Below are 17,781 nucleotides of genomic sequence, written 5' to 3'. Positions count from 1 at the left end.
AACATGTTAACCGGAAATCTACTCTGGGTGCTCGTAGGAACTATTTTACTTGGAGTTGCTGCTGGATTAAACGGGACTTTTTCTTTTCTTCAGAAACAAAGTTTAGTAGGTGATGCTGCTGCACACGCTGCTCTCCCAGGTATTGCACTTGCGTATTTAGTTTTTGAAACAAAGGAATTACCCATTCTTATGATTGGTGCTGCCATTACTTCAGGATTATCCGTTTATATGATTCAGTGGATTGTCAATCAATCGAAGTTAAAAGCCGATGCCGCCATTGCTCTTGTTTTGTCAGTATCGTTCGGAATAGGGATTGTACTAATTTCTATCGTAAATCAGAGCACTGCTGGGAATCAGAGTGGGCTAAATGATTTTATTTTTGGAAAAGCTGCTACGATGGCAAAAAGCGATTTAATATGGTTGTCAGGAAGCGCACTATTAATCATTTTAATGTGCTTGCTTTTCTTTAAAGAATGGAAGCTGATGATTTTTGACCCTGTATTTGCAAAGGGCATTGGTTTACCAGTTGAGCGATTACGAACGTTGTTAACAGCTCTTACTGTTCTAACAATTGTGACGGGAATACAGGCAGTTGGTGTTATTTTAATGGCTGCGATGCTCATCATACCAGCTGCAGCTGCTAGATATTGGTCCAGTCATCTCGGAATTATACTTGTCACTAGTGCTTTCTTTGGTGCTCTATCAGGAGCGTTTGGCACAATGGTCAGTTCTTTACGAATAGGTCTTTCAACAGGTCCTATTATTGTTCTCGTTGCTGCAACTCTATTTCTATTATCCTTCTTCTTTGCTCCAACGAGAGGATTACTGTCAAAATTACGCAAGAAAAAAGAGTTTAAACAACGTAGGGTAGCGCAGGAGGCGATGAGTCATGAATGAATTTTGGGTTATATTAACGGGTGCACTTGTCGGCATTACTTGCGGACTGACTGGCGTTTTTCTAATACTCCGTAAAACTGCGATGATTGCAGATGCTATTAGTCACACCGTATTATTTGGTATTGTTATGGCATTTATGATTACACAATCTCTAAATGGTTTTTGGATGTTAATTGGCGCTGCGGCTGCAGGGATTCTCACTGCCTATCTTGTGCAAGTACTACAGACAGGTGGATTACAAGAAGATGCTGCTATCGGAGTAGTCTTTACATCCTTATTTGCATTAGGTGTTTTATTTATCACTTTGTTCGCTGGAAACGTGCATCTAGATGTAGAGCATGTACTAATGGGCGAAATTGCGTTTGTCCCTTGGGATACATGGATTATTTTGGGTGTTGAAATGCCTAAAGCAGTTTGGATGCTATTAATTGTTCTATCATTAAATCTACTATTTCTATTTTTCTTTTACAAAGAGATTAAACTCTCTACCTTTGATCCAGTTTTCGCGCTATCCATTGGGTTACCAATCGTGGCTATGCATTACTCTTTTATGACGCTCGTTTCTTTAACTACAGTAGCAACATTTGATAGTGTAGGAGCTGTACTTGTTGTAGCAATGCTCGTCGGTCCATCTGCAACCGCATATTTAATGAGTAAGAGTGTCTCCGGAATGATTGTGTGGAGCATGACTTTTGGAGTTACCGCATCCGTTACAGGATATTACCTAGCTAAATTTTGGAACACATCCATTTCCGGAATGATGGCTGCATTGGTAGGCGTATTATTTATGCTCGTGTTTTTACTTAAGCCACATGACGGATTGTTATGGAAAACTGTCAAACGCGTTAGATTAAATAATACGAAAAGTGTAGTATGAATTCTTTCATGGAACCTCCTTTCATTTCTTGCTTTTTGCTATAATAAAGCATTCGCAAGAAATGAACAGAGGTGACGTCATGCACAAAACAATTGGAATTTTAGCACATGTAGATGCTGGGAAAACAACTTTTTCCGAGCAGCTACTTTACCATACAAAAACCATTAGACAAAGAGGACGCGTAGATCATCAAGATTCCTTCCTCGACAGTCACTCCATCGAAAAAAATAGAGGAATTACCATTTTCGCAGATCAAGGAATCTTCTCATATAATAATTCTACTTACTACGTAATAGATACACCTGGTCACGTCGACTTTTCACCCGAAATGGAGCGGGCAATTCAAGTAATGGATTATGCAATCATTCTTATAAGTGCGGTAGATGGTGTAGAAGGACATACAGAAACAGTGTGGCAACTGCTCCGAAAACATCAAGTGCCCACTTTTTTCTTTATTAATAAAACCGATTACGAAGGAACTGACGTAGAAGCAATTTTAGCAGAAATTCGTGCTAATCTTTCCGAAGATATATGTGATATAACGAACTCTTTCAATGGAGAGCTAATCGAATTTATTGCAGAGCGTGATGAAGTACTTATAGAAACATATATGGATAGCGGATTTGATCAAAACCTATGGACACAAACTTTCAAACAAATGATAAAAGAAAATAAAGTATTCGCTTGCGCCAGTGGTTCTGCATTAAAAGATATCGGCATTATTGAATTTTTAGAAAACCTCGATTCGTTAACAGATACCGCCTATAACACGCGGGATGAATTTGCCGCACAAATATATAAAATTCGTCATGATGAAAGTGGAAACAGAGTTACTTTTCTCAAATTATTAAGCGGAACATTGAAGGTGAGAGATGAAATTAAATACGATGATTTAGCAGAAAAGATCACACAAATAAGGGTATATAGTGGAAATAAATTCAAACTCATTGAACAAGCAATTGCAGGTGAACTCGTTGCTGTAACAGGACTAACTAACGTATCGATTGGTGATGGAATAGGTGCAATCACAGATAAAACGACTTTTGATATGATTCCTACACTAAAATCGAAAGTCATTTTTGAAACTTCTATCCATGTAAAAGACATGCTACGTTGCTTTAAACTGTTAGATGCAGAAGACCCTTCTTTACGTGTTTATTGGGACGAGCACTTTCAAGAAATTCATGTTCATGTAATGGGTGTTATACAGTTAGAAGTTCTCGTACAAATCGTGAAAGAACGCTTTCAATTTAACGTTTCTTTTGGAGAACCTAGAATCCTTTATAAAGAAACAATCGCATCTACTGAAAAAGGGTACGGTCATTTTGAACCTTTAAAACATTATGCAGAAGTCCACCTTTTACTAGAACCTTCAGAAAGAAATAGTGGGATAACATATGAAAATGTATGCCACGCAAATGACTTATCGATTGGCAATCAAAATTTAGTGCGCCATCATCTATTCGAACGGGAGCATCACGGGATTTTAACCGGTTCCTCGCTTACTGATGTGAAAATCACCTTACTTACTGGAAGGGGTCATAATGAGCATACTTCTGGCGGAGACTTCAGAGAAGCAACGTACCGAGCTTTACGACAAGGATTAGAAAAAGCCCAAAATGTCCTACTTGAGCCATTTTACAATTATAAAATAAAAGTAGATATGGACCTCATTGGTAGAGTATTATCTGATATTCAACAAGCTCATGGCACTTTTGAGTCCCCAGAAAACATTGGAGACAAAGTCATTGTGAATGGTCGAGTTCCTGTCGCAACATTCATGCATTACAGCACTACATTCGCTTCTTTCACACATGGAAAAGGAACGCTTAGCCTACTATTTGGTGGTTACAATCGTTGTCATAACGAAGTAGATGTCATTGAAAAGATTGGCTACAATAAAGAAGCAGACCCTGAATACACATCCACTTCTATTTTCTGTGCCAAGGGAAAAGGCTACAAAGTTCCATGGGATGAGGCAGAGTCGGCAATGCATTGTCTATAATTCAAACTTGAGGAGGAATATTCCATGATTGCAACGATTCAAAAAGAAAACGATGGCTTTACAGCGCGTTACGAACGACATTTCCATCATTCAATTGAAAATGTCTGGTCCATGTTGACGGATAATGAGAAGTTACAACAATGGTTCTCAGAGCTTCAAATTGCCGATTTACGTAAAGGTGGTTGTATCAAGTTTGATATGCAAGATGGTACGTTTATCGATATGGAGATTCTAGATTATGAAGCTTTTCGAGTTTTAGCTTTTGAATGGGGAGAAGATGTTGCAAGATTTGAACTTTCTCCTACTTCCGAAGGCTGCCACTTCCTTTTCATTGAAACGATCACATCTTTTACAGATCAAACAATCAAAGATCTCGCAGGGTGGCATGTCTGTTTAGATGTAATCGAAGCTTTATTAGATAGTCGAACTATCGTTTCAAGAAAAGAAGAATGGGAAGCCTGGTATGTGAAGTATGAGGAATTACTTCAAAACTTTTAAATAGGTAATACAGCAACAAGTAGATTAAAACCCAGACTATCAGCGACCGCAGTATTATGATGTGGTCATTGGTAGTTTTTTTAGTTCCCACCAGCTCTTTTAGTAGGAATGCATTAAATACAATGCTATAATTTTCAACATCCCCATATTTAGAGTTACGAAATACATACATGTAGGTAAGTACAAACTTACAAAGTTTTTGCTAAAGATAGGAGAACTAGAAATGAAACTTTTTAAACGACAAAACTTGAACAATTCTTTAGGTGATTTATCTGTTTCCACAACCGGAGTTTTCATTCGTGATGAAGAAAGAATAAAACAGTTAACTACGATTGGATTGAAGCCAGAGAATTTACATCAAGTACATCGATTGAAAAAAAACGTGGAACAAAATATTAAGGATATTGTTGATGGATTTTATTCTGCAATCATACATAACCCTTCCTTAATTACAATTATCGAAAAACATAGCTCTATCGAGAAACTCAATCAAACGTTACAAAAACATATTATCGAAATGTTTGAAGGAAGAATCGACCAAGCATTCATCGACAAAAGAATCCAAGTGGCAAAGATGCACGTACGAATTGGATTACTACCAAAATGGTACATAGCTGCATTTCAAAACTTACAATCCAATTTAATAAACATGATTTATTCCTTAAATTTAAAAAGAGAAGAAGAACTAGAAATCATTTTGTCCGTTAGCAAACTATTAAACTTTGAACAACAAATTGTTTTAGAGGAATTCGACAATTTCGCTGCCTCACTCTTCCAAAAAGAACAGGAAAAAATTAAGCAAGATGTTAGAGACGCAATCGGTGAAATCTCGAACGAATTAGAATTACAGTCTACCGAAACCTCTGCTTCTGTTAATGAATTAATAACAAATTCTAGACAAGTAAACAAATTATTAAATAAGAGTGTTTATGATTCAAATGAGACAAAAGATATTTCACAAATCGGTTTTACACAAATGACTTCACTGAGAAATAATACGATTGAAATTGATAAAAAAACACAGGAAATGTCCCAAATGGTGCTTCGACTAGCCTCTTCCTCCAGTCAAATTCAAGAAGTAATCCAGATTGTAAAAAATATCGCAAATCAAACAAACTTATTAGCATTAAATTCAGCTATTGAAGCTGCACGTGCTGGTGAATACGGAAAAGGTTTTGCTGTAGTTGCAGACGAAGTAAGAAAACTTGCAGATCAAACTAAACAATCTGTGGAACAAATTTCAACGTTAATAGATGTATCTGGTGATGTGACCAATCAAGTCGTGCATGCAATTGGAGATGTCCAAGATCTAGTCGATGATGGTCTTACAGAAAGTGAAAAGTCGATGGCATCATTCGAACAAATAACAAGAGCTATTGACACAACAATTGACGACTTTCAAAAAGTAGATGAACAGCTGACTTCACTTGTCGAAGTAATTGTATCTATCGGCAGCTCTTCTGAACAATTAATGGGATCGGCAAAAGTTCTAGATGATACTATCAAACAATTTTAACTAGAAATACACCCCATTTAAAAACAAATGAGGTGTATTTTTTGCGCTTGCTTACAATGTATATCGAAAAATCAAAAACCGTTCGTTTTCATTCTGCTCATACATCCCTGGAATTTTCACTTCTTTTAAAAGTTCAAAAAGCGTGTTTGTTTCTAGATACTGAATATAATCAACCGTAGAATAATACAAGATGATATCTACCGGACGCGGATGACTATCAACCGATAACAGAATATTACTTACGACCTTCTGAAAAATGGAAATGGAAAACGGATTAAAGAAATAAAATCTATTTTCTGCCAAATCTATTTTATATTCTTCTGCCAAACAGCATTCAAACTGAAGCGATGCCCTTGATGGCTTTGCTCGTTCCATATACTTTGTTACATTATCCATTGCCTCTTGATACAGTTGCCCACTCATTTCGACCCCAGTTACTGATGCGTGAAGATGGTGGTGTACATAAAATGGGAATCGCCCTTTGCCACAGCCAAAATCTACAAATCTATCAGTAGGTCTGCATTCATATTCATCAAAAAGAGTTGCCAAAGCCTCATAGGGAGTTGCTTCATAACGATTATAATGTGCAGACTGATGCTGCCATTCACGAATTCCTTCTGTTTTAATACGTAATAGTCGATCATGATCCTGTTCTTTCATAGCCGGTCTCCTTGTTTGTTACTTATACTATTAAAAATACCATAACCACTGTAGATTTCCTCCCTAAAACGAAAAGACTACTTTATAAGTCACACATTTAAGTTAAACAAATGAACAAGCATATACCCAACTATAGATAATAAAATAGAGCCAATAAGACCTGCAACAAAAGGTTTTATTCCTAACTTCTTAAACGTCCCGATATTAATATTCAACCCTAGACCAGCCATTGCCATTGCAATAAGAAGGTACGCTATGCTAACAATATAACTTGCCACATTTTCAGAAAAAATACCTAAAGTATTTACAGCACTCATTACTAAAAATCCTAAGATAAACCACGGGATAATGGAAAATGAAAACTTACTTTTTGTGGTACCTTTTTCTCCTCTTTGTACAATAATCCCAATAACCAAAGCAACTGGAACTAATAATGCGACACGAGTTAGCTTCACAATTACGGCAATATCCACTGCAGCGTCCCCCCCCGGAGCCGCCGCTGCGATTACGTGTGCAATTTCATGTAGTGTTCCTCCTGAAAATACACCATATCCATTTACTGTTAGGCCCAATACGGGGTAAAGAAATGTATACATAAATGTAAATAATGTTCCTAATATCGCAATCGTTGCTACTCCAATGGCTGTTTCATCATCATTCGCTTTAATTTGCGGCGCTATTGCTATAACTGCGGCAGCTCCACAAATGGCTGTCCCACAAGCAGTTAATATTCCTAGCTTCTTATCCACGCCAAACAAACATGTAAGTCCATAAACTACGAATAAAGCAAAGAGAACATTAATGAGTGCAATTAAAAACACACTAAATCCAGCATTGTAAATGTCTGCTAAATTCAAACGCATTCCTAATAAAATGATACCGAGTCTTAATAACTTTTTACTTGAAAAAGTAACACCTTGTTGAAGGGTTGCCGGGACACCAATTGCTGCGCTCCAAATCATTCCTAAAATAATCGCTATTACTAATTGCCCCATAATTGATAAAAATGGAATTCCAGATAAAAACTTTGCCAGTATAGCGAGTATTAATGTAAGACCTATTCCTAGAAAAAACGCTTTATTCAACTGTAAATTAAATAATTTCAGTTGCTTTTTTTCCATATTAACACTTCCTTACTCGTTTCTACCGCTAACTTTACCTAAGCCACTATTATAAGTAAAATACATATATATAATCACTACTATTAGTATTCCTAATTATAAAATGAGGAGAGTTTAATATGTATTATGATGCATTAAAAACATTTGTAACACTTGCAGAAATTAAAAACTTCACAAAAGCAGCTGAAATTCTTCATATTTCTCAACCAAGTGTTAGTCTACATATCAAAAATTTAGAAAAAGAATTTCAAACGGAGTTATTTATCCGTTCGCCAAAGTTCTTGAAAATTACACCTACGGGGGAAATTTTATATGAACGTGCGAAACAGATACTTTTCATGTACGAGCAAACTCAAAAGGATATCCTCGAACATCTTCACGACATTAAGGGGAAGCTCGTAATCGGTGCAAGCTTTACAATTGGTGAGTACATTCTTCCCTCCTTACTTATTGATCTTCATTCAAAACACCCAGGGCTTGAACTTGAAGTGTTTATCGGAAATACCGAGGAAATAGTACAATCGGTTCGATTACTTAAAGTAGATATTGGATTAATAGAAGGTCAAACAAACGACAAGGAACTATTAATAGAGCCTTTTATGGAAGATGAATTATTTGTTGTAGGGTCAAATCAGCATTCGTTAACTTCAAGGAAGATAATTACGATAGCTGATCTCCAAAATCAATTATGGTTTATGAGAGAAGAAGGTTCCGGAACTCGTGACTACTTAAAACATATCATTCGCTCAAATGCTTTGAAGGTCAAATCCGTCATCACAATTAACAGTAATCAAGCAATCAAAGAAATGATTATTAATAGCAACGAGGGATTATCCCTTCTATCGACACATGTAATCGACAGAGATATTAAGCAGAAAAATCTTATTTGCATTCCACTGAATCACTTGCCTTTTAAACGACTATTTTCCTGTGTCTGCTCGCCTATTATGGAAAACAAACGACATGTTGTTGCTTTCAAAAATGCATTACATCAAAAGTGGTCTATAGACTAAATGATAAAGTCTTTTACTACGAAAAGAACTGTTTCTTTATCAGAAACAGTTCTAACAAATTAGCTATTTTCAATCGGATTTTTCGTTTTCGTGCGTAATGATATAGAAACTCCAATGACAATGATGAAAGCACCTACCAACTGAAGAGCTTGAATGCTATGCCCCAATATAAGCAGACCAAAAACCATCGCTACGAATGGTTCCAAATTTAACAAAAGGGCTGCTTTGGTAGCTCCAACTTTATGAATAGAGTTATTCCACAAATACGTACATAACCCATGCATAATAATGGCTGTAATAATAAGTAGCAGCCAATAAGAAAATGGGACTGACCATACAACATGCGTATTTTTCCACGGAACAAAGGGAAGTAAACCAATTAGCCCGAATACATTACTATACCAAGTGATCGTCGCAGGGTGCATGGACTTCGATAAATGCTGAACAAAAACAAGGAAAATAGAAAAGGATAACATTGTTAGACCAATTAACAGTTCTCCTTTGCCAACGCTCGGCACAAGTAACGACCCTTTTGAAATTACTAACCAAACACCTAACAGTGCAACGAATGACCCTATCCAAAATTGAACGTTCTTCCTCTCTTTAAACCAATAGGAAGAAATCAAAGCTGTCACAATTGGTGATAAAGCTAAAATCAACGCGGCAGTAACTGGTTCAGTAAATTGAAGGCTCGCATAAAAGCTCCATTGGTTCAACGATATTCCGATAAAACCGGCAACCGCTAGCCATATATAATTATACATATTTAACTTCACATTTTTAACTGTTCGGAACGTCATGAAAAAGAGGAATATAAGAATAAAGATCAAGCGGAAAAATGCAATTATACTTGGATCAAACACGACAACTAGAATGGAACCGAAGACGAAATTACTCCCCCAAGCAACGACACAAAATAAAAGGATTAAATAGGTGAACCATTGTTTATTCATTAAGTATATAGATCCTGCCTTTCTGTTGGAACACATATGAAAAAGAGAAAGAGATGACACTCTTTCTCTTCTAATATTATACTAACTCGCCTCTTACCATCACTAAACGATTATTCGGTTTTCTAGCAACGACTTCTGCTGAAGAAGCTGCATCAAAAAATACGAAGCTTGCATCATCCTGAATATTTGGCCAAACCTTCTGTCCATCTTCATTCAAAGCAACGATTCCACCTGTTACCCATTTAAGTGAATTTCTAAGTGACTTTTCATCAATCTTACGTGTAAGTTCACAAAAGCGGGTTGCCTTTTCTAATACATCACCTGTACCGTATGGACTCCATGAATCATAAAAACCATCGCAGCCAAAATGAACCTTTACACCATGAGCATCTAACAGATCAATCGGTGGTATTACTCGACCAAGATTAATTGGTATAGTAGACATGATTGCTACATCTTGTTCTGCCAGGCGTCTTGCAACTATTTCTTGCTGAGGAACTGGAATATCGCCTAAGCAAAAAGAGTGACTCAATGCTGTACGACCTTGATAGTTCGCATCTTGCACGATATCAATCCATTTATCGGTCGTATAATAACCAACAAAGCCTCCATCATGTAAATGAATGTCTACATCTGCATCAAACTCTGTCGCGATATCCATTACTTCATACAATGATTTTTCAATGGCGTTGTCAATTCCAGCGGGATCTAATCCACCGACCATTGTAGCCCCACTTCTCATTGCTTCGCGCATTAAAGAAGGTACTGATTCACGTAAAAGTCCATGTTGCGGGAATGCAATTATATCTGCAGTCACTTTTCCTTTGAACGATTCAAGTGCAGTTCTTACACCTTCTAAATTCTTCAAACCGATATACGGATCTATATTAACATGTGTTCGAATATGTGTGGATCCTTTTTCAAGAAGTGTCTCAATCATTTTTGTTGCTCTCTGCTCAGCAGTATCAGCAAGTACAGTTAGCTCAGCAGCCTCAAAAGCTAAACGTTCTTTTAAGTTCGAAACTGGTGTACAAGCTTTCCAATCTAATGACATATATGTTTTGTCTAGATGATTATGCATTTCTTTAAATGTAGGAAGAGCTAACTTTTTTTTCATATCAATAACTTCTTGCCCAGCTGGGATACTATCATTAGCATCTAGTTGTTCCACAATTTTACCGTTTTCTATTTTAAGGTGAAATATTGAAGTTAGCGTTTCAACTGTACCATTCTCTAACTGTCTTTCACCCGTTTCCAACTTCACATTAGAAAGCCATTTAACTTTACTCATTTTGTAACCTCCTTCACTAAAGCATCCTCATTCTTATAAGCAAGTTTTCCTTGAGAGATAACATGTGTAATTGGACGTCTTCTTGCAACCGCCTGGGCCGAGCATTCCGCATCAAGAAGTAGAACATTCGCACGATCACCTTTTTGAGGCCACACTCTCTCACCAGAGTCACTCAATGGCATAATTCCACCAGACGCATATTTCCAACTACGATTTAACGAATATTCATCTATAAACTTAAATCTTTCAGCTAGGATGCTTAATTTTTCAACTGTATCTCCAGTTCCAAAAGGAGACCAATGATCTGTTAAACTATCATGACCAATTGAAACGGGTACTCCATTTTCATATAAATATGGAATTGGAATCGTCGGGCGATTAATTGGTACGGTCGATGTAACGTCAATCTTAGCTTCTACAAGAACTGCTACAAGTTCTTCTAATTCTTTACCATGTAGATCCCCTAATGCAATTGCATGACTTATCGTCACTTGACCTACTTTATTCGCTTGTTTTGCTAGTTCAGCTAATTTGTAAAATTCAAATGCACCTAAAGAATTTGGATCATGAATATGAATATCAACACCTTTTCCCGATTCTACCGCAATGTCCATTATTAAATTCAAAGAGCGGTCGATATCACGATCGATTACCGATGGATCAACTCCACCAACTAGCGTAGCTCCCATTTTCATTGCTTCGCGAACTAATGGTTCAACTTTTGAACGCAGTAATCCGTGCTGCGGAAAAGCCACAATATCGTATGTAACTTGGTCTTCAAATTTTTTGAACGCTTCTTTTGTAATTTCAATATGTCTTGTTCCAATTTGAGGATCGACATTACAATGTGAACGAATATGCGTATGTCCTTGTGAGATTAACCATTCAATCATCTTTTCAGCGCGTTGTTGAGCATAAGGTAATTGAGCTGGTAATAATACTTGTTCTTCTTCAATTCTTGTAATAATTCCGTTCGTGATGGGCTTGCATGCTTTCCATGGACCGCTGTAGTAAGTTTTATCCACATGAATATGCATCTCTCTAAATGAAGGCATTAACAACTTCCCATTGGCTTGCAGCACTTCGCAATCCCCCTGGGAAATATTTTTTCCTACTGCCACAATTTCTCCATCTTGAATCAATACATCAAACAAGTCTGTTTTTGTATGAACAACGCGATTGTTTTCATAAGTAAATCCTGTTTCAAGTCGTGCATTTTTAATAAGAAGTGATTGCATATACGTTACCTCCCGATTGAATGAAAGAGACTGTTTACAAGCAGTCTCTTTTTCTAATTATTATTTTACTGTTACCTCATTTAAGATTAAGTAGTTAGAAGCATCTAACCAAAAGTTTTCTACGTCGGAATTATAAACCGCTAAATGTTCATAGTTTCTTATAGGAACATATACTGCGTCATCCATTTCAATTTGCATCGCTTCTTTATAAATCTCTTCACGTTTTGCTGAATCTGTTTCAACTCTTCCCTGTTCAATCAGTTCGTCGATTACAGGATTTTGGTAATAGAAATGGTTCCCTGGTGATCCAACAGATGCTGAGTGGAATAAATTATACTGATTATAGTCTCCGTCACCCGTAGCATTACCCCAACCACCGATAAACATTTGATGCTCTCCACTATCAACTTCTTGAATATAAGAACCGTATTCCATTACTTGAATTTCTACTTCTACGCCAATTCCTTTAAGCTGGGACTGGATAACTTCCGCCATATTAATACGTTCTTTTCGATCACTTGTTAAAAGTTTAATCTTTACTCCTTTATCGAACCCAGCCTCTTTCAATAAATCCTTAGCTTTGTTTACATCGTAAGGATATGCAAGCACATCTTTACTATAACCAAACACTTTTGGACTCATCGCTACGTTCGCAAGCGTTCCAACGTTATTGTAAACACCATCTAAAATTGCTTCTCTTTCAATCGCATAACTGACTGCTTGGCGAACCTTTACATTATCAAAAGGGGCTTTAGTCGTGTTAAATCCTACATACTCTACAGCTAATCCTTCTGTTCTGAAAAGCTTCATAGAATCTGATTTTTCAATTCGATCAATTTCAGTTACTGGAACCTGATCAGAAATATGTGCTTCGCCACTTTCAATCATTGCAAGACGTGTAGCATCTTCTGGTACGACTTTAAATTGAACACTATCAATTTTAACTTTCTCGCCCCAATAGTTATCGTTTTTATTTAAAGTAATTTGTTGACCTGATTTCCAAGAATCAAAAATAAATGGACCAGTTCCTACTGGATGTGTCGCTAATTGGTCAGGTGTTTCTTTAATGGATTTCGGACTAATAATACTTCCTTCATTACTTGCTAAAATTGAAAGTAATGGAGCGTAAGGCTGAGATAATTTAAGTGTCACATGTGTATCATCTTTAACGATTACTTCTGAGATCATTCCCAATTTATCTTTTTGCGGTGAGCCTGTTGCTGGATCCAATATTCTATCAAGTGTGACTTTAACCGCTTCTGCATTAAAAGGTGTTCCATCATGAAAAGTAATTCCTTCATTTAATGTAAACTCCCAAGTTACATCATCTGTTTGTTCCCACTCTTTTGCTAAGCGAGGTACTATTTTCATATCTTTATCGAAAGCAATAAGTGTTTCATATACCTTACCGTGCACAACATTTGCTGAAGGGATATCTGTTATAAAATGAGGATCAAGACCAGTGGCATCGGATAAACGAACAACTATTAAATTACCTCCAGCTTTATCACCATTATCTGCGTTATCTCCCCCTTTATCAGTATTCTCTCCTGATGATCCTGTAGAACATGCTTGCATTAGCAATATCATAATTGACATTAATGCGATAAACGGTATCCATTTGATTTTCTTCATTAGCTATTCCCTCCAAAACTCAATTTGTATTTCTAATTTGAATTATAAAGAAAAAAATAGATAGTATTTTCAAAATATTTACGTGTTTTTTAAATATTTCGACTAATCGTTCTATTTCTATTTACATTCTCTTTATTCTTATCTATCTTGAGATTACCTTATAACGAAAAGGAAGCAGAACGAGGAGGTTTATGAAATGGCAGTTAATACATCAATAGTAAATACAACAGATTTAATTTTAGCACGCAAGAAAATTAAAAGAGAGAAAAGAAAGCAATTTTTCTCAACAATCGGCCAAAACAAAGCTGCGGTGGTCGGAGGTATTATAATACTTCTCTATATATCCATGACTTTTCTAGCACCGATATTAGCTCCTTATGATCCCTATGCGATTAATCTACAAGATAAGTTGCAATCTCCTTCATGGGCACACTGGATGGGAACAGATGATAAAGGAAGAGATATCCTTAGTCGAATTCTTTATGGTTCACGTTTATCACTAGGCGTTGGTTTTTCTTCCGTATTTTTCGGAGCATTTTTCGGAATAATTCTTGGACTAGTAGCTGGATACTATGGCAAATGGGTGGATACAATTATTAGCCGAAGTTTAGATGTCATGCTAGCATTCCCAGGAATTTTATTAGCATTAGCTATTATTAGTGCACTTGGACCAAGTTTGATTAACGTAACAATTGCTGTAGGAATATTTTCAATTCCTTTATTCGCAAGAATTGTTCGTGGTTCTACAATGGAAATAAAACAATTGGAATACATTGATGCCATTAGAACTTTAGGGGCAAATGACTTCATTATTATCTTTCGACATATTTTCCCTAACATATTGTCACCGATCATTGTACAAGGTTCTCTACGACTTGCGACTGCGATTCTATCAGCGGCTGGACTATCATTTTTAGGCTTAGGAGCTCAACCTCCCTCTCCTGAATGGGGAGCGATGTTATCTAGTGGACGGGATTTTATCTTTAGTGCACCGTACATGGCGATTTTCCCCGGTCTTATGATATCGATATTAGTTTTAGGATTTAATCTATTTGGCGATGGCTTGCGTGATGCTTTAGATCCAAAAATGAAAAAGTAAAAGGAGGATTTCTTATGTTCTTATTTATGATAAAACGTTTAGTACAAATTGTTCCCGTTATCTTAGGCGTAACTTTAGTTGTGTTTTTAATCATGCAAATGGTTCCTGGAGATTCAGCCGTTATATTAGCAGGAGAAGGTGCATCCAAAGAAACAGTCGAGCAACTAAGAGAAGATTTAGGATTAAACAAACCACTTTATGAACAGTATTTCTCATATATTAGTAATGTTGTACAAGGGGATCTTGGCAATTCTTTAAAAAATAACCAACCTGTATTGGACGAAATTTTAATTCGTTTACCTGTAACAATGGAACTAGCATTTTTTAGTATTCTCATAACAATCGTACTTGGCCTCATTGCAGGAATTATTTCTGCGGTAAGACCGTACTCTTTTTCAGATATCGGGGTTATGGTTGTAGCGCTGCTTGGTATTTCACTTCCAAGCTTCTGGTTAGGTTTACTTCTCATGTATGTATTCTCTGTTAAGTTACAATGGCTTCCAGTTGCAGGATGGGATAGTCTTGCTCATGTTATTTTACCTGCTATCACACTGGGCGCAGGTGGAGCGGCTATTGTCGCACGAATGACTCGTTCTAGCATGCTTGAAGTTGTTGGGCAAGATTATATACGTACAGCAAAGGCTAAAGGGCTAAAAGAACATGTCATTATTTATAAACATGCATTAAGAAATGCATTAATCCCTGTCATTACAGTAGTAGGATTACAGTTTGGTAGCTTACTAGGTGGAACAGTTCTAGTTGAATCTGTATTTGCTATTAACGGATTAGGCCGGATGATTGTTGATGCCATACGTACACGAGATATCCCAATGGTACAAGGTGGCGTATTAGTTGCCTCTCTAGTATTCGTATTTGTGAATCTACTTGTTGATACTATGTACAAAGTTTTTAATAAACGAATTGATCTGAACTAGGAGGTAAAAACGATGAATAGTGAAGTTGTCTTGGAAGTTAAAAACTTGAAAACACATTTCATTTCCAATAAAGGTACGGCTAAGGCTGTTGACGGAGTTGATTTTGTTCTAAAAAAAGGGGAAACTCTTGGAATTGTCGGGGAGTCTGGATGTGGAAAGTCAATGACTTCGCTATCTATACTACGTTTAATCCCATCTCCCCCTGGGAAAATTGTAGACGGCCAAGTTTTGTTGAATGGTAAAGATTTAGTTACAATGTCTGATGAAGAGTTGCGAAAAATAAGAGGAAATCGAATCTCTATGATATTTCAAGAACCTATGACTAGCTTAAATCCAGTCATTCCAGTTGGAGAACAAATTGCAGAAGCGCTAAGATTACATCAAGGTTTGTCCAAAAAGCAAGCATGGGACAAATCAGTTGAAATGATTGGGCTCGTTGGAATTCCCTCTCCAGAAAAAAGAGCGAAACAGGAGCCATTTCAACTAAGTGGTGGGATGAGGCAACGAATTATGATTGCAATGGCATTGGCATGTACACCCGAAGTATTAATAGCAGATGAACCTACAACTGCACTAGACGTAACAATTCAAGCACAAATATTAGAAATCATGAAAGATCTTCAAAGAAAAATTGGAATGGGAATTATTTTCATCACACATGATTTGGGAGTAGTAGCAGAAATGTGTGATCAAGTCGGGGTTATGTATGCAGGACAAATCGTCGAACATAGAAGTGCACAAGATTTATTTAAAAATCCATTACACCCTTATACACAAGGATTAATCGGATCTCTTCCTAAATTGTATGAGGATCAAGACGAACTGCAAACCATTGAAGGAACAGTCCCAAGTCCATATGATTATCCAGAAGGATGTCGATTTGCGGAAAGATGCCCATTTTCAACAGACATTTGTGTACAAAAGCAACCAATTTTAGTGCAATATGATGAAGACACGAAAGTAAGATGTTGGAAGTATACAGATGAATGGCAAAATAGCTTAACAAGAGGGGTGGTGATACCATGAATAACGTCCTAGTAGAGAAAAAACCATTATTACAAGTTACCGAATTAAAGCAACACTTTGCACTAAAGAAAGAAGTAATCTTCCAACAAAGGCAAGTCGTTAAAGCAGTAGATGGTATTACCTTTGACCTTTATGCTGGAGAAACTTTAAGTATAGTTGGCGAGTCTGGTTGCGGAAAGTCGACTACTGGAAGATCTATCTTACGATTAGATGAGCCAACCGATGGAGATGTTTTATTCAAAGGTGAATCACTCCCAAAAATGAGCAAAAAAGAATTACGAAACGTTAGAGGAGATATCCAAGTTATTTTCCAAGATCCATACGCTTCTTTAAATCCGCGAAGAACAATTCGCCAAATGTTAGAAGAAGCAATGGCTATTCAAAAAGTGCTACCTCCAAATGAAAGAGAAGGGCGAATGTTAGAGCTAATGCAACATGTTGGGTTACGACCTGAGTATCTTGAACGATATCCTCATGAATTTTCAGGTGGGCAAAGACAGAGGATTGGAATAGCAAGGGCGTTGGCAGTTAATCCTGAGATTATTATTTGTGATGAAGCTGTTTCTGCACTTGATGTATCCATCCAAGCACAAATCTTAAACTTGCTTAAGAAGCTTCAAAAAGATTTTGATCTGACGTTTTTATTTATCTCTCATGATTTAAGTGTTGTTCGACATATATCTGATCGTGTTATGGTTATGTATTTAGGGAAAATCGTAGAAATTGCAGATAAGTCAGCTTTATTTGATAACCCCTTACACCCTTATACGAAGGCATTACTTTCAGCGATACCTGTCACAGATCAAACTAAGAGAGGCGAACGAATTATTTTAAAAGGGGATGTTCCATCACCTTTGAATCCACCTACCGGCTGTAGATTCCATACACGTTGTCCTTTCGCAACAGATCTTTGTCGCCAGGAAGAGCCTGCATTATTAGGACTAGAAAAAAATCATTCAGTAGCTTGCCACTACGCAAAAGAACTATCGTCTTAAAACTTATACCATTGAAGGTTCA

The 17,781-nt window shown here is 36.8% G+C and carries 16 protein-coding genes; 10 read left to right on the top strand and 6 right to left on the bottom strand.

Going from position 1 to position 17,781, the window contains the following annotated elements; all coding sequences use genetic code 11:
* Positions 1-3: 3 nt before the first annotated feature.
* The 5 genes from RUH95_RS10365 to RUH95_RS10345 all read left to right on the top strand — a co-directional run bounded on the left by RUH95_RS10365 (position 4) and on the right by RUH95_RS10345 (position 5,793).
* Complete coding sequence (locus tag RUH95_RS10365; RefSeq protein WP_313892794.1) at positions 4-897, top strand: metal ABC transporter permease; 894 nt, start codon at positions 4-6, stop codon at positions 895-897.
* The gene (locus tag RUH95_RS10360; protein WP_313892793.1) at positions 890-1,774 is read left to right on the top strand and encodes a metal ABC transporter permease; all 885 of its coding nucleotides are present in this window, start codon (positions 890-892) and stop codon (positions 1,772-1,774) included. The genes RUH95_RS10365 and RUH95_RS10360 overlap by 8 nt, the downstream gene beginning before the upstream one ends.
* A 79-nt stretch (positions 1,775-1,853) precedes the next feature.
* Positions 1,854-3,779, top strand: coding sequence for a GTP-binding protein (locus RUH95_RS10355; protein WP_313892792.1), 1,926 nt, complete (start codon positions 1,854-1,856; stop codon positions 3,777-3,779).
* 24 nt (positions 3,780-3,803) lie between these two features.
* The gene (locus RUH95_RS10350; protein ID WP_313892791.1) at positions 3,804-4,277 is read left to right on the top strand and encodes an SRPBCC family protein; all 474 of its coding nucleotides are present in this window, start codon (positions 3,804-3,806) and stop codon (positions 4,275-4,277) included.
* Between the two features lie 223 nt (positions 4,278-4,500).
* Positions 4,501-5,793 (top strand): protoglobin domain-containing protein, encoded by a 1,293-nt coding sequence (locus RUH95_RS10345; RefSeq protein WP_313892790.1) that lies wholly within the window; start codon positions 4,501-4,503, stop codon positions 5,791-5,793.
* Between the two features lie 51 nt (positions 5,794-5,844).
* Here RUH95_RS10345 and RUH95_RS10340 read toward each other — a convergent pair whose 3' ends face one another.
* Together RUH95_RS10340 and RUH95_RS10335 are read right to left on the bottom strand one after the other, a co-directional pair.
* Positions 5,845-6,453: a class I SAM-dependent methyltransferase gene (locus tag RUH95_RS10340; RefSeq protein ID WP_313892789.1), complete on the bottom strand. Its 609-nt coding sequence runs from the start codon at positions 6,451-6,453 to the stop codon at positions 5,845-5,847.
* Between the two features lie 89 nt (positions 6,454-6,542).
* Positions 6,543-7,574, bottom strand: coding sequence for a YeiH family protein (locus RUH95_RS10335; protein ID WP_313892788.1), 1,032 nt, complete (start codon positions 7,572-7,574; stop codon positions 6,543-6,545).
* Between the two features lie 119 nt (positions 7,575-7,693).
* On the opposite strand from RUH95_RS10335, the gene RUH95_RS10330 reads away from it, so the two are divergent.
* Positions 7,694-8,587 (top strand): LysR family transcriptional regulator, encoded by an 894-nt coding sequence (locus tag RUH95_RS10330; RefSeq protein WP_313892787.1) that lies wholly within the window; start codon positions 7,694-7,696, stop codon positions 8,585-8,587.
* Positions 8,588-8,646: 59 nt separating this feature from the next.
* Here the strand turns inward: RUH95_RS10330 and RUH95_RS10325 are convergent, their stop codons facing one another.
* The 4 genes from RUH95_RS10325 to RUH95_RS10310 form a co-directional block, all read right to left on the bottom strand.
* Positions 8,647-9,540 (bottom strand): DMT family transporter, encoded by an 894-nt coding sequence (locus tag RUH95_RS10325; RefSeq protein WP_313892786.1) that lies wholly within the window; start codon positions 9,538-9,540, stop codon positions 8,647-8,649.
* 76 nt (positions 9,541-9,616) lie between these two features.
* A complete protein-coding gene (locus RUH95_RS10320; protein ID WP_313892785.1) occupies positions 9,617-10,831 on the bottom strand; it encodes an amidohydrolase in 1,215 nt (404 codons plus the stop codon).
* Entirely contained in the window at positions 10,828-12,069 is a 1,242-nt protein-coding gene (locus RUH95_RS10315) for an amidohydrolase family protein (RefSeq protein WP_313892784.1), read from the bottom strand. Before RUH95_RS10315 ends, RUH95_RS10320 begins: the two co-directional genes overlap by 4 nt.
* A gap of 60 nt (positions 12,070-12,129) precedes the next feature.
* Positions 12,130-13,704 carry a glutathione ABC transporter substrate-binding protein gene (locus RUH95_RS10310; RefSeq protein ID WP_313892783.1) on the bottom strand — a complete coding sequence of 525 codons (1,575 nt, stop codon included), beginning with the start codon at positions 13,702-13,704 and terminating at the stop codon, positions 12,130-12,132.
* A gap of 196 nt (positions 13,705-13,900) precedes the next feature.
* Between RUH95_RS10310 and RUH95_RS10305 the strand changes: the two genes are divergently transcribed.
* From RUH95_RS10305 to RUH95_RS10290, 4 genes are read left to right on the top strand one after another with little or no spacing between them, the layout of a single operon-like run.
* On the top strand, positions 13,901-14,803 hold the full coding sequence (locus RUH95_RS10305; RefSeq protein WP_313892782.1) for an ABC transporter permease: 903 nt from the start codon (positions 13,901-13,903) through the stop codon (positions 14,801-14,803).
* A 14-nt stretch (positions 14,804-14,817) separates the two neighbouring features.
* Positions 14,818-15,738, top strand: coding sequence for a nickel ABC transporter permease (nikB, locus tag RUH95_RS10300; protein WP_313892781.1), 921 nt, complete (start codon positions 14,818-14,820; stop codon positions 15,736-15,738).
* Positions 15,739-15,750: 12 nt separating this feature from the next.
* Complete coding sequence (locus RUH95_RS10295) at positions 15,751-16,764, top strand: ABC transporter ATP-binding protein (protein ID WP_313892780.1); 1,014 nt, start codon at positions 15,751-15,753, stop codon at positions 16,762-16,764.
* Positions 16,761-17,759, top strand: a complete 999-nt coding sequence (locus RUH95_RS10290) for an ABC transporter ATP-binding protein (protein WP_313892779.1) — start codon at positions 16,761-16,763, stop codon at positions 17,757-17,759. Before RUH95_RS10295 ends, RUH95_RS10290 begins: the two co-directional genes overlap by 4 nt.
* Positions 17,760-17,781: the final 22 nt, after the last annotated feature.

Origin of the sequence: Psychrobacillus sp. (assembly GCF_032154225.1) — a bacterium.
Classification (GTDB): Bacteria; Bacillota; Bacilli; order Bacillales_A; family Planococcaceae; genus Psychrobacillus.
Note: the sequence above shows the minus strand (reverse complement) of the source record. Positions and strands in the feature narration are given on the sequence as shown.

Excerpts from the sequence above, each read along its gene's own strand:
- RUH95_RS10365 (WP_313892794.1), top strand. The coding sequence starts at position 4 with ATGTTAACCGGAAATCTACTCTGGGTGCTCGTAGGAACTATTTTACTT.
- RUH95_RS10360 (WP_313892793.1), top strand. The coding sequence starts at position 890 with ATGAATGAATTTTGGGTTATATTAACGGGTGCACTTGTCGGCATTACT.
- RUH95_RS10355 (WP_313892792.1), top strand. The coding sequence starts at position 1,854 with ATGCACAAAACAATTGGAATTTTAGCACATGTAGATGCTGGGAAAACA.
- RUH95_RS10350 (WP_313892791.1), top strand. The coding sequence starts at position 3,804 with ATGATTGCAACGATTCAAAAAGAAAACGATGGCTTTACAGCGCGTTAC.
- RUH95_RS10345 (WP_313892790.1), top strand. The coding sequence starts at position 4,501 with ATGAAACTTTTTAAACGACAAAACTTGAACAATTCTTTAGGTGATTTA.
- RUH95_RS10340 (WP_313892789.1), bottom strand. The coding sequence starts at position 6,453 with ATGAAAGAACAGGATCATGATCGACTATTACGTATTAAAACAGAAGGA.
- RUH95_RS10335 (WP_313892788.1), bottom strand. The coding sequence starts at position 7,574 with ATGGAAAAAAAGCAACTGAAATTATTTAATTTACAGTTGAATAAAGCG.
- RUH95_RS10330 (WP_313892787.1), top strand. The coding sequence starts at position 7,694 with ATGTATTATGATGCATTAAAAACATTTGTAACACTTGCAGAAATTAAA.
- RUH95_RS10325 (WP_313892786.1), bottom strand. The coding sequence starts at position 9,540 with ATGAATAAACAATGGTTCACCTATTTAATCCTTTTATTTTGTGTCGTT.
- RUH95_RS10320 (WP_313892785.1), bottom strand. The coding sequence starts at position 10,831 with ATGAGTAAAGTTAAATGGCTTTCTAATGTGAAGTTGGAAACGGGTGAA.
- RUH95_RS10315 (WP_313892784.1), bottom strand. The coding sequence starts at position 12,069 with ATGCAATCACTTCTTATTAAAAATGCACGACTTGAAACAGGATTTACT.
- RUH95_RS10310 (WP_313892783.1), bottom strand. The coding sequence starts at position 13,704 with ATGAAGAAAATCAAATGGATACCGTTTATCGCATTAATGTCAATTATG.
- RUH95_RS10305 (WP_313892782.1), top strand. The coding sequence starts at position 13,901 with ATGGCAGTTAATACATCAATAGTAAATACAACAGATTTAATTTTAGCA.
- nikB (WP_313892781.1), top strand. The coding sequence starts at position 14,818 with ATGTTCTTATTTATGATAAAACGTTTAGTACAAATTGTTCCCGTTATC.
- RUH95_RS10295 (WP_313892780.1), top strand. The coding sequence starts at position 15,751 with ATGAATAGTGAAGTTGTCTTGGAAGTTAAAAACTTGAAAACACATTTC.
- RUH95_RS10290 (WP_313892779.1), top strand. The coding sequence starts at position 16,761 with ATGAATAACGTCCTAGTAGAGAAAAAACCATTATTACAAGTTACCGAA.